The organism is Nocardia jinanensis, assembly GCF_014645735.1.
Classification (GTDB): domain Bacteria; phylum Actinomycetota; class Actinomycetes; order Mycobacteriales; family Mycobacteriaceae; genus Nocardia; species Nocardia jinanensis.
On the sequence record NZ_BMMH01000012.1, the window covers coordinates 181,875 to 204,710 of the forward strand.

The following is a 22,836-nucleotide window of genomic DNA, read 5'->3' on the forward strand; positions in this document are numbered from 1 at the left end:
CGGCTATCCGGCGTCCGTCGCGGAAGTGGGTGAGAGTATGACGGCACGACCCCCGAAAGCCAGCGGCGCGCAACTGCGTGAACTGGCACAGCTGCGGCGGGCGCGGGCGGCGAGCGGCGGATGCGTACCCGGCCCCGCGGTGGCGCCACGCGGCGAGAACGGCCTGTCCGCGCCGGTGGTCCCCGCGGCGGGCCTGCGCCGGGAGATCCTGCCCGTACCCGCGGCCCTGGCTCCCCTGCTGCCCGAAGGCGGCCTGGTCAAAGGCACCGTGGTGGGCTACACCGGCGCCGGGGCGTTGCTGGCCGGTTTGCTCGCCGCGGTCACCGGACCGGGTGGGCACGCGGCCGCGGTGGGGCTACCCGGGCTGGGTCTGCTCGCGGCCGCGGAGATGGGCGCCCGGCTGGACCGGATCTTTGTGGTCGCCGACGCCGGCCGGGATCCGGTGGAGGTGGCGGCGGTGTTGCTCGACGGGATGGAGCTGGTGGTGCTCGGCCTCGGCGGCGGCACGGTGGCTCCCGCTCGCGCCCGGGTGCTCGCGGCGAAGACCCGCGGAAAGGGCGCCACGCTCATCGTCACCGGCGGTTCCTGGCCGGCCCCGGACCTGAGTCTGGAAGCGAAAGTATCCGGCTACACCGGGCTCGGCGCGGGCAGCGGGCGTATCCGTTCGATCGGCCTCGATATCGAGGTCCGCGCCGAATCCGGTGTGCCGCAGCGGGGCCGGCTGGTCGCCCGTCCACTGGGCGGCCGGGTGGAGTGGGCGGCACCGGATAACGCGGCCGCCGCCGACGGGCTCGCCCCGGAACGACGGGAGCGTTCGGTTGCCTCCTGACCAGCCGGCACCCACAGCGCGTGGAGGCTCCCGGGTACTGGCGGTGTGGTGCCCGGACTGGCCTGCGGTCGCGGCGGCGGCGAGTGCGGGCCTGCCACCGGAACAACCGTTGGCGGTCCTGCACGCCAACCGGGTCGTCACCTGTTCGGCCGCCGCCCGCGAAGCCGGGGTACGACGCGGAATGCGCAAACGAGAAGCGCAGGGCCGCTGCCCGGAACTGGTAGTGGCACAACAGGACCCGGACCGCGACGCCCGGCTGTTCGAACCGGTCGCCTCGACCGTCGATACGCTCGCCTCCGGCGTGGAAGTGCTGCGGCCCGGCCTGCTGGCACTGTCCGCGCGCGGCGTCATCCGCTACTTCGGTTCCGCCGAGGCCGCGGCCCGCCGGTTGCTCGCCGCGCTGGCCACCGCCGGGGTGGAGGCCCGGGTGGGGATCGCCGACGAACTGTCCACCGCGATCATCGCCGCCCGGCACGGAACCCTTGTGGCACCGGGACAGGACGCGCGGTTCCTGGCACCACTGCCGATCAGGGAACTGGCGGCCGAACCCGGCCCGGCCGCCGCGGAACGAGCCGCACTCCTGGACCTGCTGCACCGGCTGGGCCTGCGCCGTATCGCCGATTTCGCCGAGCTGACCCCGGCCCAGGTCACCTCCCGGTTCGGCACGGACGCGATCCGCGCGCACCGAGTGGCCCGCGCACTACCGGAACGCCCGCCGGCACCCCGCCGACCGGCACCGGAGCTGGAGGTACGGCTGCCCTGCGATCCGCCGATCGACCGGGTCGACCGGGCCGCGTTCGCCGGTCGGCTGCTGGCCACCCGGCTGACCGCGACGCTGGCCGCGGCCACCCTGGCCTGCACCCGGCTGGAGATCCGCGCCGAAACCGAAACGGGCGAGCACCTGTCCCGGGTCTGGCGCTGCGCCGAACCACTGACCGCCGACGGTGTAGCCGACCGGGTGCGCTGGCAGCTCGACGGCTGGCTGACCCGCCCCCCGGACGGGCGCCCCACCGGCCCGATCATCCTGCTGCACTTGATACCGGTGGAGCTGGTACCGGCCGCCGCCCTGCAACTGGGTCTGTGGGGTGATACCGGATCGGGTGACGAACGCGCGCTGCGCGCACTGGTCCGGGTCCAGGGCCTGCTCGGTGGAGACGCGGTGCAGGTGGGAGTGCTCAGCGGCGGGCGCGGACCGGCCGAACGGGTCACCATGGTCGCGTTCGGCGACGAACCGGCCCCGCACACCGATCCGGCACCGCCCTGGCCGGGCCGGATCCCCGAACCCGCGCCCGCCGTGATCATGCTCGACCTCCCGCCCGTCACTCTGGAATCCGCCGACGGCACACCCGTGCGGATCACCGAACGCGGTCGTTTCAGCGGACCTCCGGCCCGGTTGCGCTGGGGACGATCCAGTTGGCGGCTCACCGCATGGGCCGGGCCCTGGTTACTGGACGAACTGTGGTGGTCGCCCGGCGCGACGCCCAGCGCCCGCGCACAGGTGGAACTACCCGGTCCGCACAGCCTGCTGCTGCTCGTCCGGGACGATCAGTGGTGTGTGGAAGGGCTCTACGAGTGAACGGCGCGCTCAGTACCCGTCGCAGGAGTCGAACGCGGCGTCCTTATCGGTGTTGAACGTATCGATCTGACCGTTCACCTCTTCGACCGAGGCATTGCGTTCCAGCAGATCGGACAGTGATTTCAGATTGTCGCGGTAGGTGCGCATCGGGGTTGAGACATCGTTGGGCACATCCGGGTTCAGGTTCTCGTCGATCTTCCCGGCGGTATTGCGCAGCGCGGTGATCGCGGCCTGTTTCTTCGGCTCGAGATCCGGAGCCTTGGCGTCACTGGCGTCGATATAGGCGTTGAAGGCGTCCACCGCGGGATTGTTGTTGTCGCGCAGCGCCTCGCACACATCGGTAGCGGCGGCCGCCGCCGCGGCGGCCCGGGAGGAGGAGGCCGCGGCCGACGACGATTTCACCTCGGAGGTGTACAGCTGCAATTCGGACTGGTTCACCTGGGCGGTACCGGTCACGGTGTTCGAGCAGGCAACGAGGAGACCGCCCGCGACCAGCGCGGTCACGGTAGCGGCGAGGCCGGCTCGTTCGAATCGTCGCATAGGTGTTGAACTCCCCTCGGATGCCCACGACCCCGTATTTTCGCACCGGCGCGCCGGACATCTGAGCCACCGGTGCTGTCAACCGTACTGTGTCGGGTTGTTTTTCGACTGCCCAGCCTGGCCATTGATGATCAACCGATACCCTGATGTGCCCGCGCTATCCCGTCGCGATATCGATGACCAGGCGATTCGGCATCGCGGCGGCCGATACCGTGAAGCCCGGTTCGTCGGCGGCGACCCCGATGAACGACTGCGTGACCCCCTCGAAAACTGTGGTCCGGTACACCCCGGCGATCCCCGGTACCGCCGGATCGGTGGCGGGGTCCGGGCCGGCGTAGGGAGTCACCTTGCTGTCGAAGGGATAGGCCGATCCGGTGATCCGCACCTCGAGCACCGAATCGCCCGCCACCTCCAGTTCCCGGCCACTGCCGTCCTGGAGGGCTCGCCCCGTGTACCACACACTCCAGCCCGGAGTGCCTTCTCCGCCGAGCTCGTACTCCACCCGATCGAACCCCGGATGCCGGCTCAGCCGGATATCGGTCACGGTCAGCAGCGCGCCTGGCGAGGCTTCGGCCTGTTTGGGCACCGTATCGTCCGGTGCGGGCACCGCCTCGCCCGGCAACGGAATCGGTGGCACCGGCAACGCCGGGGTGTCCACCTCCGATGTCGGCACCGCCGGCACCAGCTGCGGGGAGCTGACCGGTGGCGCGGACCCGGAGTCGGCACATCCCGCGAGGCAACCCAGCATCGCCACCACTACCAGAACCCGTCCGGTACGCATGGGGGCGATGCTAACCGCCGTGGCCGCTGTCCTGCGGGAACATGCTCACTCCCGGTGTGCCACGTGCGGTACGTGCTCCGCTGGTGGGCCGGATGCGGACCCGGCGACCGGTGTGCCCGGGTGGATACCGGCGGCCGGGGCCGGACCGGAGAGCCCCGCCGCCACCGGGGCCCGGTATATCCGATGGGGCGGCCGACGGGCCGCGGCAACGATCTAGCACACTTGTTGTGTGCGAGATGTGGAGGACCTACTGGAAAGGTTGCGCCGCTATCCGGATGTGGAGGCCGCCAACCTGTACGCCGTCGATGCCGCCGACCGCCTGATTCTCGACGTGGCAGCGGTTGCACTCACCGAGGCCGCCGCCGCCCGGGAAACGGTCGCCGTGATCGGCGACGGTTACGGGGCCCTCACCCTCGGCGCGGCCGCCACACATGATCTGCACGGGATACGGGTCCATCAGGACCTGCTCACCGGCGAACTCGCCCTGGCCGCCAACGCCCGCGCCCTCGGCCTGGCCGACCGCTACACGGCGCACTCGCTGGGCGAGAGCCTGCTCGGCGGCGCGACGGTCGTACTGCTGCGACTGCCGCGGGTCCTGGCCGGGCTGGCCGAAATCGCCGAGGCCATCGCCCGCTACGCCCATCCCGCGGTCCGTGTCTTCGCCGGCGGCCGCGATAAGTACCTCACCAAGGCCATGAACGATGTTCTGGCCGAATCGTTCTCCGAGGTGCGGGCCAGCCGCGGCCGGCAGAAATCACGCACCCTGCTGGTCCGCGGCCCGAAACCGGTGGGCATTTCCCGGTTTCCGCTGCACGAACATATCGGCGAGATCGATATCGATGTGGTTGCCCACGGTGCCGCGTTCTCCGGTACCCGCCTGGATATCGGCACCCGGTTCCTGCTGGACCATCTGCGCGCCATGAAACCCGATGCCCGAGACGCCGTCGACCTCGGCTGCGGCACCGGAATACTGGCCGTGGCCCTCGCCCGCTCCCGGCCCGGACTCACCGTGGTGGGCACCGATCAGTCGGCTGCCGCCGTCGCGTCGGCCACCGCCACCGCCGCCGCCAACCAGGTCACCGACCGGGTCCGGGTGGTCCGCGACGACGCCATGTCCGCCGCCCCCGACAACAGCGCCGACCTGGTCGTATGCAATCCGCCGTTCCACGTCGGTGCCGCCGTGCACACCGGATCGGCCATCAAGATGTTCACCCAGACAGGCCGGGTGCTGCGCCCCGGCGGCGAACTGTGGACCGTGTACAACAACCATCTCAACCATCGCACCATGGTCGAACGGATGGTCGGGCGCACCGAAGTGATGGGCCGCAACCGGAAATTCACCGTCACCCGCTCGGTCCGCGGGCTGCACGACCCCGTCGGCACCTGATACCCGGCAGCGTCAGTCGATACGCCGCCGATGCGCCCAGCGTGTGAGCGCGTTCCGGTTGGACTGCTGGGTTTTACGCAGCACATTCGACGCGTGGGTTTCCACCGTCTTCACCGAGATGAACAGCTTCTCGGCGATCTCCCGATAGGTGTAACCGCGGGCCAGCAGCCGCAACACCTCCAGTTCACGCGGTGTCAGCGAATCCAGTTCCGGGTCCAGCGGCGGCTCGGGGACCGGCGAGCGCCCAGTGAACGAATCCAGCACGAAACCGGCCAGCCGCGGACTGAACACCGCATCGCCGCCGGCCACCCGGCGGATCCCATCGGCCAGCTCGGCACCGGAAATAGTCTTGGTCACATAGCCCCGGGCGCCGGCGCGGATCACCGCGATCACATCCTCGGCGGCGTCGGACACGCTCAACGCCAGACATACCGGCCCACTGTCGATACCGTGCAATACGGCGACCCCGCCCCCATCGGGCATATGCACATCGAGCAGCACCACATCGGGTTTCGCGCTGTTGATCCCCGCCACAGCTTCGGCCACACCACCGGCCTCCCCGACCACCTCCATATCCGTCTCCCGGCTCAACTCCGCCCGCACACCGGACCGGAAGACCGCGTGATCGTCGACCAGAAAAACCCGCACACTCAACCTCGCTGTGTTCATGGCGCGCCTCCGGCGCGCGGGCCGAGGCCCCCGAGGTCCCGTCTTCGAGCCCTCGGGACTCGCGCCCAGCCCGGGTGGGCACGCCTCGGCCGAAGGTGCTCAATGGTCGCATAATCCGGATGACCGACCGCACATCGCACACGCTTCGAGGGCCCGGCGGCGGGACGGGCCTCGACCTTTGTGAGCCTCGTAGGACGAGGCATCGGGTGGGCGACCGGGTCGGACACAGGAACAACGGAAATTATCGCGCGGTACACGATTCCAGTCCCCCACTCGACCACGCCCGGCATCCGGCGACGAGACCGGAACCGACCGGTCCCCGGATGAGGCATCAGCGATGACCGTTCGGGCGCGCCGGATCGGCGACGGCCCGGTGTGTACCGGTGAGACCAGCGGTGACGACCTCGCCGGAGCCCGTCCGACCGAGGGAGGAACCGTCCGGCTCGCCGATCGTGGCGGGCCCGCAAGTCCCCGGGGCAGAATCCGAGGCTTCGTCGCGGCTTCCGTCCGCCGAGCCTTCCGCATCGGAAGTCCCGGAATCGCTGCGCGGCATGATGATGCGCACCTCGGTACCCCGGCCCGACTCGGAGACGATTTCGACCGTTCCGCCGCGCCGCTCCACCCGTGCGCGGATCGAACGCGCGAGACCATGGCGGTCCTCCGGGACCGACTCGGGGTCGAAACCGGTGCCGCGGTCGCGGACGAACACGCTCACCTGGTGCGGTTCGGCCTCGGCGAACAGATCGATATCGGAGACTCCCGCGTGTTTGGCGGCGTTCACCAGGGCTTCCCGGGTGGCGCCCAGGACCGCGGTGAAATGTTCCTTCGGCAGGCCGGAACCGCTGTCCGCGCCGTCCATCGCCACATCGCCCACCGTCACCGGCGTGACCTTCACCCCGTGCTGATCCTCGACTTCACCGGCGATGGTGCGCAGGGCGACAGCCAGACTGGATTCGGCCGGGCCAGAATCGGCGAACAGCCAGCGACGCAGTTCGCGTTCCTGACTACGCGCCAGCCGCAGCACCTCCTGCGAGTCACCGGCCTGGCGCTGGATCAGCGCCAGCGTTTGCAGTACCGAATCGTGCAGGTGAGAGGCTATTTCCTCACGTTCCTCGTTACGGATTCGGGCGGAACGTTCGGCATTGAGCGAATGCATCATCCGCAGGCCCAGCGGGACGGTCAGCAGGCCCACCCCGATCAGAGTGGCGGCCACCGCCAGCAGTGCCGAGCCGAGCGAACCCCAGTCCACCTGGGACAACACCACCACCGCGAGCCCGGTGACCACCAATGTCACCCCGGCGATGATCCGCGACCAGGTCACCACCGACGGTTTCGCCGGAATCCCGACCAGCGACCGCGGACCGTCGGCATCGTATTCCCGCCACACCAGCGCCGCGCCCACCGCGATCACCACGATCGGCGCGATCACCCGGGCAGCCGCGCCACTGAACGCCCACGACACCGCTACCGACAGACCCAAGCCGAGCAGCGCCAAGCCGATCGCCTGCCGGCGTTCGGTGCCCGACGGGCGACCCGAATCCGCACCGTCGGGGGTGAAGATCCACAGCAGGCCGTAGGCGACTATCCCGGCCCCGGCCAGAGCGGACAGCAGGACGAAGACCATCCGCACCTTGAGCACATCGATACCGAGATGGTCGGCGACACCGCCGGCCACCCCACCCACGATCCGGCCGCCGGAACGGCGCACCAGACGTGGGCTGCCGGTACCGGGAACCGCCCCGGACCCGGCAGCGGCCCCCCGCGTGTAGAAGGCAGGTCCGAACGGGCACATACCCTCGATACTGGCACGGGAACAACCCCGGTAGCCATGGGGAAACACCCTGATATCCGTATCGACCGCCCCCATCGTCGGTGCTCAGGAGGTTTTCCGGAGCAACTTCAGGGTTCCCCCCGATGTGCGCGCGGATGTCCCGGGCGGACCATGGGGTCCATGACGAGAACGAGCTTCGGCGATCAGCTACAGCAGATGTGGCAGACACGGCCGGTTCGGCTGCCCCGGCAGGGCCCGATCGCCGGAGTCGCGGCCGGATTCGGCCATCGCTACGGGGTGGATCCGGTGCTGGTAAGGGTGGCGTTCGTGGTGTCCACCATTTTCGGTGGCGCCGGAATCGTGCTCTACCTCGCCGGATGGCTGCTGTTCCCGGAACCCGGGAACCGTGGATCGATGGCGGAGTCGCTCACCCGCAGAGATCAGCAACCACAGAACCAGACCAAGACGATCGTGCTGATCGTGGCCCTGGCGATCGCGGTGAGCACGATGGGCCCGGTGGGTATCGGACTCGGCGGATCCGGTGTCATCGCGCTCGCGCTCATGCTCGCCGCCTGGTGGATGCTGCACCTGCGTTCCCCCGAACCACCGCCATTGCCACCCGGCACCATCGAACCGGAATCGCTGGGCACCCCGGGGACGACCGGATACCCCGGTGCCATGTTCCCGCAGGGCGGAGCCGACCCCTACGCCTCGGCTGCCGATGTCTACACGCCGTACACGAAACTGCCGGACCGCTATATCCCTGACCCGCCGGCCGCCGGGCCGCAGCAGCCCGGGAGTTCCGGCGACAGACCTGCGAATTCCGCCGGTGAACGCCCGCGGCAAGCGCCCCCGCTGCTGACCAAGAGTGATACCGCGGCCCCGGGCGACTCTGCGCACACCGGATCCGAGCAGCCCGCGGGCCGTGCCGGGGAACCGGCCTCTTCCGTGAGCCGGACCGAGGACCCTCCCGACATGCCCACCGATTCGGATTCCTCGGTCCCGCCCGGGGACCGGCCCGCAGGTGGCACCGCTACCGACCCGTCCCGAGCCTCCGGCGCCACAATCGATATGAGCAAGCCCGGCACCGCCCGGTTCGCACAGCGCACGCCGCCGTCCTGGGATCCGCTGGGCGTCGCACCGCTGGCCTGGGACCTTCCCGAACCCGGCCAGGGCCGGACGATGGTCACGCCGGCGGACGAGCAGCGCCCGCGTTCCCGTTTCACCCCGGTCGTCCTCGGACTCGCGGTCCTCGCCGCCGCGGGCGCCGGCGCGGCGGCCGTGGCCGGGGTCGAATGGATGACCCCGGGCCGGATCGCCGCGATCGCGCTGGCGGTCATCGGGCTGGGATTGGTGTTCGGTTCCTTCCGGCGCCGTGGGCACGGCCTGCTACTGGTGACAGCGCCGCTGGCGGCGTTCGTACTGCTGGCCGCGGTGCTCGGACCGGTGGATTTCGAGAATTCGACCATGGGCGACCGCACCTGGGCACCGGCCTCCGCCACTGAGGTACGACCGGAGTACACGGTCACCATGGGATCGGGCACGCTCGATCTGCGCGGTATCGACCTGACCGCGGACAAAACGGTCGACGTGGATGTGCAGATGGGTCAGGCGGTGGTCCTGCTGCCCGAGAACATGAACGTGCGTACCGACTGCACCGTCCGGATGGGTGAGACGAACTGCCCCGACGGACTGACCGGACCCGGCGGTGACGCCCCGGTCCTGAACCTGAATGTGCACGTACGGATGGGCGATGCGGAGGTGCGCCGTGGCTGAACAGCAGACGACCGACCGCCCCGGTCCGCGCGGGGCCTGCGCCCGCGTACGGCGCGGCGGCTTCTCGCCCGGACTGTTCTTCGTCGGGCTGCTGGCGATCGTGCTCAGTGCCTGGGCGCTGGCCGGTCCCGGTCGATGGGATTTCACCACGATGATCCCGATCGGATGGATCGCGGTCGCGGTCGCGATCGGGGTCGGTCTGGTGCTGGTCGTATCGCCCAGGAGACGACGCTAGCCGCCCGCCCGGAGACCCGGAAGAAAGAACCGGCCGGACCTCTCCAGGTCCGGCCGGTTCGCCGTCACTCCCATTCGATGGTGCCCGGCGGCTTACTCGTCACGTCCAGCACCACCCGATTGACCTCGGCGACCTCGTTGGTGATCCGGGTGGAGATACGTTCGAGCACCTCGTAGGGCAACCGGGTCCAGTCCGCGGTCATCGCGTCCTCACTCGATACCGGGCGCAGCACGATCGGATGCCCGTAAGTGCGGCCGTCACCCTGGACACCGACACTGCGCACATCCGCGAGCAGTACCACCGGGCACTGCCAGATCTGCCCGTCCAATCCGGCCGCGGTCAGTTCCTCACGCGCGATGGCATCGGCCTGCCGCAGCGTGATCAATCGGTCCTCGGTGACCTCACCGATGATCCGGATCGCCAACCCCGGCCCGGGGAAAGGCTGGCGGGCCACGATCTCCTCCGGCAGTCCGAGTTCCCGGCCGACCGCCCGGACCTCGTCCTTGAACAGCAGCCGCAGCGGTTCGACGAGTTCGAACTCCAGATCTTCGGGCAGCCCGCCCACATTGTGATGCGATTTGATGTTCGCGGTACCGCTGCCGCCACCGGACTCCACCACATCCGGGTACAGCGTCCCCTGCACCAGGAACTCCACCGTCGGCGCGGCATCGCCCGCCGTCTGCTCACCGACGACCTCGCCCACCGCGTCCTCGAAGGACCGGATGAACTCACGGCCGATGATCTTGCGCTTCTCCTCGGGGTCGGTGACCCCCTTCAGTTCGCCCAGGAACTTGTCCACCGCGTCCACGGTGACCAGCCGAGCACCCGTGGCGGCCACGAAATCCCGCTGCACCTGCTCCCGCTCCCCGGCACGCAACAGCCCGTGGTCGACAAAGACACAGGTCAGCTTGTCGCCGACAGCGCGCTGCACCAGCGCACCCGCCACCGCACTGTCCACCCCACCGGACAGACCGCAGATCGCGTGCTTGTCGCCGATCTGCTCACGAACCTGCTCGATCATGACCTCGGCGATATTGGCGGCCGTCCAGGTCGGCGCGATACCTGCCATCTCGTGCAGGAACCGGCTCAACACCTGCTGCCCGTGCGGCGAATGCAGTACCTCGGGGTGGTACTGCACCCCCGCCAACCGGCGCGCGCGATTCTCGAACGCCGCGACCGGCGCGCCCACCGTGGTACCGGTGACCTCGAACCCCTCCGGTGCGTCGGTGACCGCGTCCCCGTGGCTCATCCACACCGGCTGCACCGCCGGCAGCCCCTCGTGCAGCAGGCCCCCATCGATATCGAGTTCAGTGCGCCCGTACTCGCGCGTCCCGGTATTGGTGACGGTCCCCCCCAGAGCCTGCGCCATGGCCTGGAACCCGTAACAGATCCCGAACACCGGCACATCCAGGTCGAACAACCGCGGATCGAGCGAGGGCGCCCCCTCGGCGTACACACTGGCCGGGCCACCCGACAGGATCACCGCGAGCGGCTGCTTCGCCGCGATCTCGGCGACGTCGGCGGTATGCGGCACCACCTCGGAATAGACCTTCGCCTCCCGGACCCGGCGGGCGATCAACTGCGCGTACTGCGCACCGAAGTCGACAACAAGAACGGACCTCTGGGAATGCGTCACGCGCATGATTCTAGTGATGGCCGGTCAGCCCCTCGGAGGTGGTCACTGTGTTTATGGCGGCGCCTTCGGCGCCGCGGGCGGGGCCCTATTAACCCCGGTTCTTCACTCCTTCGCTCAGTCGCTGCGCTCCTTCGCTACGTCGCTCCAGAACCGGGGCGGGCCCCGCCTACGGATGCCGACCATCCGAAGTGAAGGGGCCCGTATCGAGCAGCCCGGGCAGTTCACCACCTGAAAGTGCTCGATACCCGGTCTCCCGAGGAGCGGCGCGCGCTCCAGAACCAGGGGCGAGCGCCGACCTGAGATATCGACTGCCCGAACGTCGAGACAGGTCCAAGGCATGTGTGAGTCCAGGTGGCGGGTCCACCTGTGACCTGAACATCGAAAGCGGTCGCAACCCGAATGAGTCGAGTTTTACGAGACACCTCGAAGGGTTGAGGCCCGTCCCGCCGTTCAGGCCTCGAAAGCGCATGCGCGAAGCGCGAGTCTCGAGGCCTGAACGGCGGGACTGAGGGGGCCTCAACCCCGCGCGCGCCAGCGCGCCAAAAACACAGCACCTTCACGAGCGAGCCCGCATCCCACCTTTACGAGCAACCCCGCAACTCACCTTCACGAGCGAGCCCGCAACTCACCTTCGCCGGCAGCCGAAAGCGACGCCGAGCTACCGCACGCTGAGCCCGACCTTCTGGAATTCCTTGAGATCGGAGTACCCGGCCTTGGCCATCGATCGGCGAAGGCCACCGACCAGATTCAGCGAACCGAACGGATCGTCGGAGGGCCCGGTGAGGACCTGCTCGAGGCTCGGGCGCACCGTGGCGGGGCGGGCCGCGTGCCCGGAGAGGAGTTCGTCGGCGAAGTCCCAGGGTTCGTCGAGCGATAGCAGCGAGCCGCGCGGTACCGACGGATGGGCGGCCGCGGACGGCCAGTACCAGCCGCGGCCGGGGGCTTCGGCGGCCAGAGCCAGTGGTGAGCCGAGCATGACGGCATCCGCCCCACAGGCGATGGCCTTGGCCAGGTGGCCGGAGGTGTTGATATCGCCGTCGGCGATGACGTGGACGTATCGGCCGCCGGTCTCGTCGAGGTAGTCGCGGCGGGCGGCGGCGGCGTCGGCGATGGCGGTGGCCATCGGTACGCCGATACCGAGGACTTCACCGGTGGTGGTGGCACCCTCCTGTGACCCGTAGCCGACGATCACGCCCGCGGCGCCGGTCCGCATCAAGTGCAGCGCGGTCCGGTGATCGCTCACGCCGCCGGCGACCACCGGTACGTCGAGTTCGGCGATGAAGGTTTTCAGGTTCAGTGGTTCACCCGCGCCGACATGTTCGGCCGAGATTATGGTGCCCTGGACCACCAGCAGGTCGATTCCCGCCTGCAGCAGGCCCGGGGTGAGGTTCTGGGCGTTCTGCGGGCTCACCCGCACCGCGATCGTGACCCCGGCGGCTCGTACCTGTGCCACTGCGGCGGCGAGCAGATCGGGCTGCATCGGGGCCGCGTGCAGTTCCTGGAGGAAGGCGACCGCGCGCTGATAGCTGCCCTTGTCGGCGAGCTCGACCAGCTGTTCGATCTTGCCGGCGACATCCGCGTGCCGCGCCCACAGGCCTTCGCCGTTGATGACCCCCAGTCCGCCCCGCCGGCCTATCTCGACGGCGAACTCCGGGGAGACCAGAGCATCGGTGGGGTGGGTGAGGAACGGAATGTCGAATCGGTAGGCGTCGAGCTGCCACGCCAGTGAGACCTGGCTCGCCGAACGGGTCCGGCGCGACGGAACGATATCGACATCGTCCAGCCCGTAGGTTCGGCGAGCCGTCCGGCCCATCCCGATCTCGACCATATCGCGCACGAAATAACTCCTGTGTTGGTGGCGCGCTTCCGCGCGCGAGTCCGGGCCCCCTCGGCCCCACGTTCTCCGTCCGCGATACCGCACATATGTTTCGGAGGCGGAAACACGGAATGGGCCGCGACCCCTTGCCGACCTCGCGGAACGAGGCACCGATGTCATCGGTTTCACCAGGTGAACCGCGTAATTACACATAAACCTTACACAGTGATTTCGGCGCGCCGACGCGCGCGGGGCCGAGGCCGTCGAGGTTTCGCTGTTCAGCCCTCGGGACTCGTCGGCGGCGCATACGCTTCGAGGCCACGAACAGCGGGCCGGGCCTCGGCCTTTGCAGGCTCGGGCCCCGCGCCGCCGCCCGGAACCCGAGAACATCGCCTGCGCGATGAGATACCGCGCAGGCGAGTGGCTCGCTACCTTCCGGTGTAGTTGGGAGCCTCGACGGTCATGGTGATGTCGTGCGGGTGGCTCTCCTTCAGTCCCGCCGCCGTGATCTGCACGAACTGCGCTTCCTGCAGGCTGGGGATCGACTGGGCGCCGGTATACCCCATGGCCGCGCGCAGGCCGCCGACCAGCTGGTGGATCACCTGGTTGACCGGTCCGCGGAACGGCACCCGGCCTTCGATGCCCTCCGGTACGAGTTTGTCCTCGGCGAGCACATCGTCCTGGAAATAGCGGTCCTTGGAGAAGGATTTCCCCTGACCGCGGCCCTGCATGGCGCCGAGCGATCCCATCCCGCGGTAGCTCTTGAACTGCTTACCGCCGACGAGGATCAATTCGCCCGGGGATTCGGCTGTTCCGGCGAGCAACGAGCCGAGCATCACGGTGGAGGCGCCCGCGGCGATGGCTTTGGCGATATCACCGGAGAACTGGATACCGCCGTCGGCGATAACAGGGACTCCGGCCGGCTTACAGGCCGATACCGCTTCCAGGATGGCGGTGATCTGCGGGGCGCCGACACCGGCGACCACGCGGGTGGTGCAGATGGAGCCGGGGCCCACGCCGACCTTCACCGCGTCCGCGCCCGCCTCGACCAGCGCGGCGGCACCGGCCCGGGTGGCGATATTGCCGCCGATGACCTGGATCCGGTCGCCGACCTCGGCCTTGACCTTGCTCACCATGCTCAGCACCTGACGCTGGTGGCCGTGCGCGGTATCGACCACGAGAACGTCGGCACCGGCATCGGCCAGGGTCATGGCACGCGACCAGGCGTCGTCACCGACACCCACCGCGGCGCCCACCAGCAACCGGCCGTCCCGGTCCTTGGTGGCATGGGGGAACTGATCGGTTTTGACGAAGTCCTTGACGGTGATGAGTCCGCGCAACCGGCCCTCTCCGTCGACGATCGGCAGCTTCTCCACCTTGTGCCGGCGCAGCAGCCCGAGCGCGGCCTCGGCGGTGACACCCTCCTGGGCGGTGATGAGCGGCACCTTGGTCATCACATCGGCGACGCGCCGGTTCTGATCGACCTCGAAACGCATATCGCGGTTGGTGATGATGCCCACCAGGGCACCGACCTCGTCGACCACCGGCAGCCCGGAGATCCGGAAGCGGGCACACATGGCGTCTACTTCGGCGAGCGTGTCGGTGGGGCGGCAGGTCACCGGATCGGTGACCATTCCGGCTTCGGACCGTTTGACGGTTTCCACCTGGCTCGCCTGGTCGGCCACCGAGAGGTTGCGGTGCAGCACGCCCATACCGCCGGCCCGGGCCATGGCGATGGCCATCCGGGCTTCGGTGACGGTATCCATGGCGGAACTGACCAGCGGGGTCCGCAGAGTGATCTCGCTGGTGAGCTGGCTCGATGTCTCGACCGAACTGGGGATCAGGTCCGAGGCGGCGGGAAGCAGCAGTACATCGTCGAAGGTGAGGCCGAGCATGGCGATCTTGTTCGGATCGTCACCACCCGTATGAGGGCGGACTACGGTGCGCTCGCCCGGTACGGGATTACTCATTCGGATCGACCCCTCCTGGACGTCGGCAGAGCTATCGGGGTACGACGATCCGATAGCGAACTGTTACTGGGATTGGACTACGGCACCGGTTGTGTTCGTTGCCGGTGGTGGCCGGGTGATCGGTACTCTTCGGCGCCGTGACACCATGGTATCGGTCGGGCTGGACCGTGGATCAACTGAGGGCTGCACCCGTCGATCGACGGGCGGCGCCGAAACTGGCGGCGCGGACGGCTGGCGCAGACCACCCTGTTCTGCGTACCGTGGGGATGTGCGTGACCATCTACCACCTGGCTTGCCGCCGGATCCGTTCGCCGGAGATCCCGCCGACCCGTCCGCCGCGCTCGATGCCATCGAGCCGGGGGAGCCGCTGGATCCTCACGAGCGCCTTGCGGTCGAGGAGGATCTCGCTGATCTCGCAGTCTACGAGGCGCTACTGGCCCACCGCGGAATCCGCGGGCTGGTGGTGAGCTGCGAGGATTGTCGGCAGGATCACTACCACGACTGGGATATGCTGCGCGCCAATTTGTTACAGCTCCTCGTCGACGGCACGGTCCGCCCGCACGAGCCCGCCTACGACCCGACCCCGGAAGCCTACGTCACCTGGGATTACTGTCGCGGATACGCCGATGCCTCGATGAACGAGGCGTTCCACGGCGACGGGTTCGACGCCTTCGACAGCTGAGTCCGGGGCCGGCCCGTCCGGCACAATCGGCCCGCAGACGTGGCCGATCGATTTTTCATGGCTACGACCGGTTCCACCGGCACACACACCGACTGTGGCCGAACACACGAATGGCCATCCACGTTCCAGGTGGATGGCCATTGGTGTGTCAGCGTTCAGTTGGTGGCGCCCGGCAGGGTGGTCGGGATCTGCTGCGGGATCGACGGCGGCGGAGCGACGGTCGAGGGCACCTGCGGTACGGACGGTTGCGCCGGACCGGGCGTACTGATCGTGGACGGCGGCGCCTGGGTGGGCGGTTCCACCGAGTCCACGCCCGGCCCGTTGGGAGTGGACGTACCCGGAACCTGCGGGACCGTGGTCACGGGCGGGGCGATATCCGGGGCCTGGGTATCCGGAGCCTGGGTGTCGGGCCGGTCGGTGTCGGGGCCCGGCCGATCGGGCGACTGGACGTCCGGCGCACTCGGCTTGTCGCCGCCACCGGGACTACTCGGTCGATCGAACGGCAATTGGCTGTCGGGTCCCGGAGTCGTGGACACCGTGCTGCCGGGACGTTGTGTGCTCCCACCGGGCGACGACGGCTGCACCGGAGCGCCCGGGTCGGGTGAGGGAGCGGATTGCTCCAACTGCGCGGCGACCTCCGGGGGAATCACCTTGCGGACTTCTTCGAACAGCTGATTCCAGCGTTCGACGAGTTCGTTGCGCTTGGTCGGATCGTTCACCTGAGTGGTGTTGGCCGAAGCCTGCTCCAGCCGTTCCCGGGCCTCGTCCGGCTTGCCCTGTTCGAGGAGGGTCTGCGCGGCGGCCAGATCGTCGCCTGCGTACTGCACGACCGTGCTCTGGGCCTGTTCGCTGAATACGACCTCCTTGACCCGCCAGAGCGTGTCGCCGGGTTCGGCCTGATACGAGAACGCGGAGAGTCCGCCGAACACCAGTGCCAGCGCGGCGGCGGTGGTCGCGATCGGCCGGAGCAACCGCAGCCGCCCTTTCGATTGCGCACCGATGCGCGCCTGCCGGGCACCTATCTCCTGGTTGACCGCCGCGACCACGGTATCGAGATCGGGTGCGCCGGGTAGCGGCGGTGCCACGATCTCGGCCCGCCAATCCGCCAGCAATGTCGCCAGCTGGAGTTCCTCGGTGCTCTCGGTTGGGACGGGTCCGCCACGGGAGATCGCGTCGATCAGTTCGTCATCACGACGAACCGCGACGATATCCACCGGTTCGGATCCGGCACCGGAGCCCTCGGCATAGGGATCGGTGTTCCGCGATGCACGCCGCGACCATTTGTCGCCCCGACCGCGCCCGCCATCCCTAGCCATACATTTCACCTGCCCTCGCCACTTGTGCCTTCAATTTTGCGAGCGCCCGGTGCTGGGCGACTCGTATCGCGCCCGCCGTACTGCCCACGGCGGTTGCGGTTTCTTCTGCTGACAGACCCATGACCAGGCGCAGGATCAAGATCTCTCGATGTTTCTCCGGAAGAGTGGCCAGCAGGGTGTTCATCTGCCGGCTGGTTTCCGATTCGAGAGCTCGTTGTTCCGGGCCGTGGTCGGTGGATATGACATCTGGTACTTCGCCCATCGCCTCCGCCTTGTTACGGGAGGCGTTGCGATGGGCGTCGGCAACCTTGTGCGAAGCGATTCCGTATACAAAGGCCATGAACGGCCGACCCTGGTCCTGATACCTGGGTAGCGCGGTCATGACCGCTAGACAGACCTCCTGCGCGACATCGTCCGCGGAGAGTTGTCCACGCTCCGCGGCACCGATCCGCGCGCGGCAATAGCGCATCACCAGCGGGCGGACCATTTCCAATACCTGAGCTAGAGCAGACCGGTCGCCCTGCGCAGCGGCGGCGACGGCGCGGTCCAACTCTTCGCCCGTATGCGTCATCGTCAGCGGAATTCCTGGCGTTACAAGTGGCACGGTCTGTGCTGACCGATGCTTCCGCCGGTCCAGCGGAACGGATCCACAATAGGACACCGGCGGCGGTACGGGTCGAGACGGTAGAACTCGGGTTACCAACCGACATCGCGAAATCGCCCGCCACGCCGGGAGATGACTGCTCGACACGCGGCCGCGTCGCTGGTCGCCATGTCGCGATCACCCGGCGCGGCGGCCAGACCGCCGCGCAGCATGGCGCAGGCCCATCGCAGCGGAACGAGTGCGGTGGAGCGGCACTCCTCATCGATACGGTCGGCCAGCGCGACCGCCCGGTCCAGTTCCCCGGCGGCACTCGCGGCCGCCGCGACCAGCAACCGCGATTTGATCCGGTGCCGTACCGAGCCCCCCTGTTCGGCAAGTGCCAGCGCGGCCTCCGCTTCGACCAGCGCCGGCCGCCCGCAACCCTCCGCCAGTGCGGTTTCCGCACGGACCCAGTGCAACCGGACCCGGGCGCGCAAGCGTTCGGGCCCGCGGGTACCCCGGACACCGGGATCGGCGACTGCTCGCTCGATCAGGGCGGTGCAGCGATCCAGCAGCCGAGTAGCCAGCGAGGTCCGGCCGACCCCCAGTGCGTCCGCCGCGAGACCGATCAGCGCGTCCGCCGCGGCATCGATCCGGTCGGGCCGGCCGCCGTATCCGCCGGCCGGGGCCGTCGCGGCCGCTGCCGCGCCCGGATACGCCCGTTCCGGCACTCCCGGGCCGGTGGATATCCCCGGGAGTACCAACGCGGCGGCCCGGCCGTCGTACGTCGCGGCGCACTCGTGCCAGCCGAGCTGGCGCAGTAGCGACCCCTGCGTCGACGCGGCGAGTGAGAGCAGCACCGGATCGTTGGTCGCGGCGGACAGGCGGCGTAACTCGGTGCGGGCGGCGGCGTAGTGACCCGCACCACCCAGAGCCACAGCTCGCCACCACATTTCGAGGGGATCCACCGTCTCCGGCAACTCGGCAGCGGTTCGGCTCGCTCCCGTGCCGAACGCGTCATCGGCGAAAGGAGAGTAGACGGTTGAAAGGCGGGTGACTGGGGCGATCACCGAAGCACTGTACCGACCGGCGGGGCCGCTGCCGGGCGTACCCGAGGGGCGGCATCACGCCCTCGACGGTTCAGCAATCTTTCAGCATTAATCGAAACGACCCTGTTTCCATCAGGTTAATCTCCGGCCATCAATCCATGAGCAACCGCGCATCGAATTCGGGGACGTTTCGCTTAATTAACCTGCAAGCCCCTCGGTGGCCATCTGTAATCGTATCGAGATCGGGACACCTTAACCCACCTGCGCGATCCATGGTGCGGAATTCGGTCCGGACCGATCGAGAATCCCCGAGCAGGTCGCGCCCACCTGCGAATTCGTCGACCAGCAGGTACACGGCGACGGGCCCACGAACAGGGCAACCTCACAGTATCACCGGGCGATTAGCGAAAGTAAACAGCCAACGAGGTTAAATTCAGTGCGCAAAGCCGCCGATAAATCAAAGCGTCAAACTGTTGACGGAATTTCCTCGGGACCCTTAACGTAACTCATCGCCACGTACGGCGCCGGGCGAAAACGCAACGGACGCCGACGGCAGCGGTGCACGACGGCCGACGCATGTGGCCCCGCGCGCTCACACGAACGCCGGGCACCCCAGAGAAGCCGTACCCCATCACTCGCTCGACAATGCCGACGAGCTCGCGTCAACGAGGAGTTCCCCCATGCCCATGCCCACCCACCTTCCCGGACCGAACGCCGATATCTGGGACTGGCAGATGCGCGGCTCCTGCCGGGGTGTGGACTCGGCGGTGTTCTTCCATCCCGACGGTGAGCGTGGAAGAGCCCGGGCCGCGCGCGAGCTGCGCGCCAAAGAGATCTGCAGGTCGTGCCCCGTGCTGATGCAATGCCGTTCGCACGCCCTGAAGGTCAGCGAGCCCTACGGCATCTGGGGCGGGATGTCGGAAACCGAGCGGGAGATGCACGCGCGCCGCAATCGCCGCCGGATGGCGGTCTGACAGGCACAGGTGGGCCGAGTCCGCCCGCATACAGCGCACGGCCGGAGCGAATGCGGGCGGTACGTGTGGCGGGCCGGAACCGCGCGCCACGCCCGGCGGGCGCGACACCACGTGTTCTCCGGGGCCACATACGCTCTCGGTTATAGCTTGCGGTTATTGTTATGACCGATGACACAGGAGAGTATCGAGCTCTCAGCGCTCTTGCAGCGCTGCGGCCACTCGGATGCCGAGGCTTTCGCCGAACTCTATGACCGGACCCGCACCCGGGTCTTCGGTCTGGTGTTGCGGGTCCTACAGGATTCCGGGTTCGCCGAGGAGACCACACAAGAGGTCTACCTGCAGACTTGGCGCACAGCGGCAAGTTTCGATCCGGCGCGCGGATCGGCGGTGACCTGGCTGATGACCCTCGCCCATCGCCGTGCCGTCGACCGGGTACGTGCTGAACAGGCACACACCCAGCGTGAGATCGCCTACGGTGCCCGGATACTCGGGCACGAATACGACGAGGTCATCGAAGAGGTCGAGCGCAAGCTCGAGCATCAGGCCGTGGTCGTCGGTCTACGCACCCTGACCGAGACCCAGCGCGAGGCGATATCGCTCGCCTATTACGACGGCCGGACCTACGCCGAGGTGGCCCGCCATCTCGATATCGGGCTACCGACCGTCAAATCCCGCATCAGAGACGGGCTGACCCGGCTCAAGAAGAGTATGGGGGTCCCGGCCTCGCTCGGCGGGCCGATACGAGAACGGGCCGTTCACATTCCACAGCGGATGTGAACGGCCCGTTCCAGTTCGGCGGCCGGGTCCCGCCGCCAGGACGGCGGGAACCGGTGAACCGGACGGCGATCAGTGGGCGTGACCGTGCCCGTGGTCGTCTTCGGTTTCGGCCGGCTTCTCCACCACGGCACTTTCGGTGGTGAGCACCATCCGCGCCACCGAGGCCGCGTTGATCACGGCCGACCGGGTCACCTTGACCGGGTCCACCACGCCGTCGGCGAGCAGATCACCGTAGGTGAGGGTGGCGGCGTTGAAGCCGTCCTTGCCGTCGCCGACCTTGCTGACGACAACGGCACCGTCGACGCCGGCGTTGGTGGCGATCCAGTACAGCGGCGCCCGCAGCGCGCCACGCAGTACCTCGGCGCCGATGGCCTCGTCACCGGACAGCCCGGCGATCAGGCCGTCGAGCTTGGTGCCCGCCTGGACCAGCGCGGTGCCGCCACCCGGGACGATGCCCTCCTCGACAGCGGCCTTGGCAGCGCTGACCGCGTCCTCGACCCGGTACTTGCGCTCCTTGAGCGCGGTTTCGGTGGCCGCGCCGACCTGGATCACCGCGACACCGCCGGCCAGTTTGGCCAGCCGCTCTTCCAGCTTCTCCCGGTCCCAGTCGGAATCGGTGGCCTCGATCTCGCGGCGCAGCTGGGCGCTGCGGGCCGCGATATCGTCGCCGCTGCCCCCGCCGTCGATGATCGTGGTGGTGTCCTTGGTGACCACCACACGCCGGGCCGAACCCAGCACCTCCAGGCCGGAGTCGCGCAGATTGATGCCGAGATCCGGGTTGACGACCGTGCCCGCGGTGACCACGGCCAGATCGTCGAGGAATGCCTTGCGGCGATCACCGAAGAACGGTGCCTTGACCGCGACGGCCTTGAGGGTCTTGCGGATCGAGTTGACGACCAGGGTGGACAGCGCCTCACCCTCGACGTCCTCGGCGATGATCAGCACCGGCTTACCGGATTCGGCGATCTTCTCCAGCAGCGGCAGCAGGTCCGGCAGCGAACTGATCTTCTCGCGGTGCAGCAGGATCTGGGTATCCTCCAGCACGGCTTCCTGACTGTCACCGTCGGTGATGAAGTACGGCGACAGATAGCCCTTGTCGAACTGCACACCCTCGGTGACGACGAGCTCGGTCTGCAGGGTCGAGGATTCCTCGACGGTGACCACGCCGTCCTTGCCGACCGTGGTCAGCGCCTTACCGACCATCTCGCCGATGATCTCGTCCCGCGAGGAGACGGTGGCGACCTGGGCGATGGCCTTTTCACCGCTGACCGGGGTGGCCGCGGCCAGCAGGGCCTCCGATACCGCGTCGGCGGCCTTGGCCAGGCCCGAGCCGATCGCGATCGGGTTGGCGCCCGCGGCAATGTTCTTCAGTCCGCCGCGCACCAGCGCCTGGGCCAGCACGGTGGCGGTGGTGGTGCCGTCGCCGGCGACATCGTTGGTCTTGGTCGCGACGCTCTTGACCAGCTGGGCGCCGAGATTCTCGAACGGGTCCTCGAGATCGATATCACGCGCGATGGTGACACCGTCGTTGGTGACGGTGGGGCCGCCGAACGATTTGGCCAGCACCACATGCCGGCCACGCGGGCCGAGTGTGACCTTGACCGCATCGGCGAGCTTGTCGACACCGCGTTCCAGCGCCCGGCGAGCCTGCTCGTCGAACTGGATCAGCTTTGCCATATGTCTTCGCTCCTGTATCTGGTGCGCTTCGAGTTGTGTGGCACAAAGCACTCCGCCCCGGGTCAGAGTTCGACACCGGGGCGGAACGCATGCGCGGCAGTCGAATTACTTGCCGACGACAGCCAGCACGTCGCGCGCGGACAGGATCAGGTATTCCTCACCCTGGTACTTGATCTCGGTACCGCCGTACTTGCTGTAGATGACGGTGTCGCCCTCCTGGACATCCAGCGGGATGCGCTTCTCACCTTCGTCGTCCCACCGGCCGGGGCCGACGGCGACAACGGTGCCCTCCTGCGGCTTCTCCTTGGCCGTATCGGGAATGACCAGGCCGGAGGCGGTCGTCGTCTCGGCCTCGTTGGCCTGGACGAGGATCTTGTCCTCGAGCGGCTTGATGTTCACGCTCGCCACGTTGAGCCCTCCACTTTCAGGGGATAACGGTCGTCCGGAACTGTTGTCCCGGACCATCGATTCGGTCACGATGCTGACCCTGCGCAAAGCCCCGTCGTCGCGGGTGCCGGGACCGTCTGCCCAGTAGTCAAGCCTGGCACCGGGCAACAATCGGTGCCGACTAGCACTCTATACATGCGAGTGCCAGCGCTCAAGGCCGGGCGCTGCCAATTTTGCGCCGGATCCGATCGAATCGATCTTGCTGTCACCAAGACGCCATCGGCCTTGCTCCCTGGTCGCCGGGTTAGGAGCGCGCCCGCCGGGTAGACCAAGAGAAAGAGGGCTTCCCAATGAAGATGTCAAGCCCGGGAGATGAGTCCCGGTGATGAGATCAGGCTGCGGCAG

20 protein-coding genes are annotated in these 22,836 nt (G+C 68.3%); 8 read left to right on the forward strand and 12 right to left on the reverse strand.

Annotation, left to right across the window (positions count from 1 at the left end):
* The first annotated feature begins 37 nt into the window (after positions 1–37).
* Both imuA' and IEY68_RS25450 read left to right on the forward strand, forming a co-directional pair.
* Entirely contained in the window at positions 38–829 is a 792-nt protein-coding gene (gene imuA' / locus IEY68_RS25445; RefSeq protein ID WP_058854745.1) for a DnaE2-dependent mutagenesis accessory factor ImuA', read from the forward strand.
* Entirely contained in the window at positions 819–2,405 is a 1,587-nt protein-coding gene (locus IEY68_RS25450; RefSeq protein WP_058854709.1) for a DNA polymerase Y family protein, read from the forward strand. Before imuA' ends, IEY68_RS25450 begins: the two co-directional genes overlap by 11 nt.
* 9 nt (positions 2,406–2,414) lie before the next feature.
* Here the strand turns inward: IEY68_RS25450 and IEY68_RS25455 are convergent, their stop codons facing one another.
* Entirely contained in the window at positions 2,415–2,945 is a 531-nt protein-coding gene (locus IEY68_RS25455) for an Rv2240c family protein (RefSeq protein ID WP_058854710.1), read from the reverse strand.
* 157 nt (positions 2,946–3,102) lie between these two features.
* Positions 3,103–3,726 carry an AMIN-like domain-containing (lipo)protein gene (locus IEY68_RS25460; protein WP_058854711.1) on the reverse strand — a complete coding sequence of 208 codons (624 nt, stop codon included), beginning with the start codon at positions 3,724–3,726 and terminating at the stop codon, positions 3,103–3,105.
* A gap of 229 nt (positions 3,727–3,955) precedes the next feature.
* Between IEY68_RS25460 and IEY68_RS25465 the strand changes: the two genes are divergently transcribed.
* Complete coding sequence (locus IEY68_RS25465) at positions 3,956–5,113, forward strand: class I SAM-dependent methyltransferase (RefSeq protein WP_058854712.1); 1,158 nt, start codon at positions 3,956–3,958, stop codon at positions 5,111–5,113.
* Between the two features lie 12 nt (positions 5,114–5,125).
* Here IEY68_RS25465 and IEY68_RS25470 read toward each other — a convergent pair whose 3' ends face one another.
* The gene (locus IEY68_RS25470; protein WP_058854713.1) at positions 5,126–5,782 is read right to left on the reverse strand and encodes a response regulator; all 657 of its coding nucleotides are present in this window, start codon (positions 5,780–5,782) and stop codon (positions 5,126–5,128) included.
* 331 nt (positions 5,783–6,113) lie between these two features.
* On the reverse strand, positions 6,114–7,574 hold the full coding sequence (locus IEY68_RS25475; protein WP_082681324.1) for an ATP-binding protein: 1,461 nt from the start codon (positions 7,572–7,574) through the stop codon (positions 6,114–6,116).
* 159 nt (positions 7,575–7,733) lie between these two features.
* Between IEY68_RS25475 and IEY68_RS25480 the strand changes: the two genes are divergently transcribed.
* On the forward strand, positions 7,734–9,329 hold the full coding sequence (locus IEY68_RS25480) for a PspC domain-containing protein (protein ID WP_063916370.1): 1,596 nt from the start codon (positions 7,734–7,736) through the stop codon (positions 9,327–9,329).
* Positions 9,322–9,564: a hypothetical protein gene (locus IEY68_RS25485; RefSeq protein WP_058854715.1), complete on the forward strand. Its 243-nt coding sequence runs from the start codon at positions 9,322–9,324 to the stop codon at positions 9,562–9,564. The genes IEY68_RS25480 and IEY68_RS25485 overlap by 8 nt, the downstream gene beginning before the upstream one ends.
* 64 nt (positions 9,565–9,628) lie before the next feature.
* Here the strand turns inward: IEY68_RS25485 and guaA are convergent, their stop codons facing one another.
* The 3 genes from guaA to guaB form a co-directional block, all read right to left on the reverse strand.
* Positions 9,629–11,206, reverse strand: a complete 1,578-nt coding sequence (gene guaA, locus IEY68_RS25490; RefSeq protein ID WP_058854716.1) for a glutamine-hydrolyzing GMP synthase — start codon at positions 11,204–11,206, stop codon at positions 9,629–9,631.
* 652 nt (positions 11,207–11,858) lie between these two features.
* Positions 11,859–13,037, reverse strand: coding sequence for a GuaB3 family IMP dehydrogenase-related protein (locus IEY68_RS25495; RefSeq protein WP_058854718.1), 1,179 nt, complete (start codon positions 13,035–13,037; stop codon positions 11,859–11,861).
* Between the two features lie 407 nt (positions 13,038–13,444).
* Entirely contained in the window at positions 13,445–14,986 is a 1,542-nt protein-coding gene (gene guaB / locus IEY68_RS25500) for an IMP dehydrogenase (protein ID WP_082681320.1), read from the reverse strand.
* Positions 14,987–15,254: 268 nt separating this feature from the next.
* Between guaB and IEY68_RS25505 the strand changes: the two genes are divergently transcribed.
* Positions 15,255–15,668, forward strand: coding sequence for a DUF5319 domain-containing protein (locus IEY68_RS25505; protein WP_030522220.1), 414 nt, complete (start codon positions 15,255–15,257; stop codon positions 15,666–15,668).
* A 155-nt stretch (positions 15,669–15,823) separates the two neighbouring features.
* Here IEY68_RS25505 and IEY68_RS25510 read toward each other — a convergent pair whose 3' ends face one another.
* The 3 genes from IEY68_RS25510 to IEY68_RS25520 form a co-directional block, all read right to left on the reverse strand.
* Positions 15,824–16,984, reverse strand: a complete 1,161-nt coding sequence (locus IEY68_RS25510) for an anti-sigma-D factor RsdA (protein WP_058854719.1) — start codon at positions 16,982–16,984, stop codon at positions 15,824–15,826.
* Entirely contained in the window at positions 16,977–17,555 is a 579-nt protein-coding gene (locus tag IEY68_RS25515) for a sigma-70 family RNA polymerase sigma factor (RefSeq protein WP_058854720.1), read from the reverse strand. The genes IEY68_RS25510 and IEY68_RS25515 overlap by 8 nt, the downstream gene beginning before the upstream one ends.
* Positions 17,556–17,680: 125 nt before the next feature.
* The gene (locus IEY68_RS25520) at positions 17,681–18,637 is read right to left on the reverse strand and encodes a hypothetical protein (RefSeq protein WP_058854721.1); all 957 of its coding nucleotides are present in this window, start codon (positions 18,635–18,637) and stop codon (positions 17,681–17,683) included.
* A 659-nt stretch (positions 18,638–19,296) separates the two neighbouring features.
* Between IEY68_RS25520 and IEY68_RS25525 the strand changes: the two genes are divergently transcribed.
* Complete coding sequence (locus tag IEY68_RS25525; RefSeq protein WP_058854722.1) at positions 19,297–19,590, forward strand: WhiB family transcriptional regulator; 294 nt, start codon at positions 19,297–19,299, stop codon at positions 19,588–19,590.
* A 168-nt stretch (positions 19,591–19,758) separates the two neighbouring features.
* Positions 19,759–20,367, forward strand: a complete 609-nt coding sequence (gene sigK / locus IEY68_RS25530; RefSeq protein ID WP_058854723.1) for an ECF RNA polymerase sigma factor SigK — start codon at positions 19,759–19,761, stop codon at positions 20,365–20,367.
* A 69-nt stretch (positions 20,368–20,436) separates the two neighbouring features.
* On the opposite strand, the gene groL is transcribed toward sigK, so the two are convergent.
* Both groL and groES read right to left on the reverse strand, forming a co-directional pair.
* On the reverse strand, positions 20,437–22,044 hold the full coding sequence (groL, locus tag IEY68_RS25535) for a chaperonin GroEL (RefSeq protein ID WP_058854724.1): 1,608 nt from the start codon (positions 22,042–22,044) through the stop codon (positions 20,437–20,439).
* Positions 22,045–22,149: 105 nt separating this feature from the next.
* A complete protein-coding gene (gene groES / locus IEY68_RS25540) occupies positions 22,150–22,452 on the reverse strand; it encodes a co-chaperone GroES (RefSeq protein WP_030522227.1) in 303 nt (100 codons plus the stop codon).
* Between the last annotated feature and the right edge of the window lie 384 nt (positions 22,453–22,836).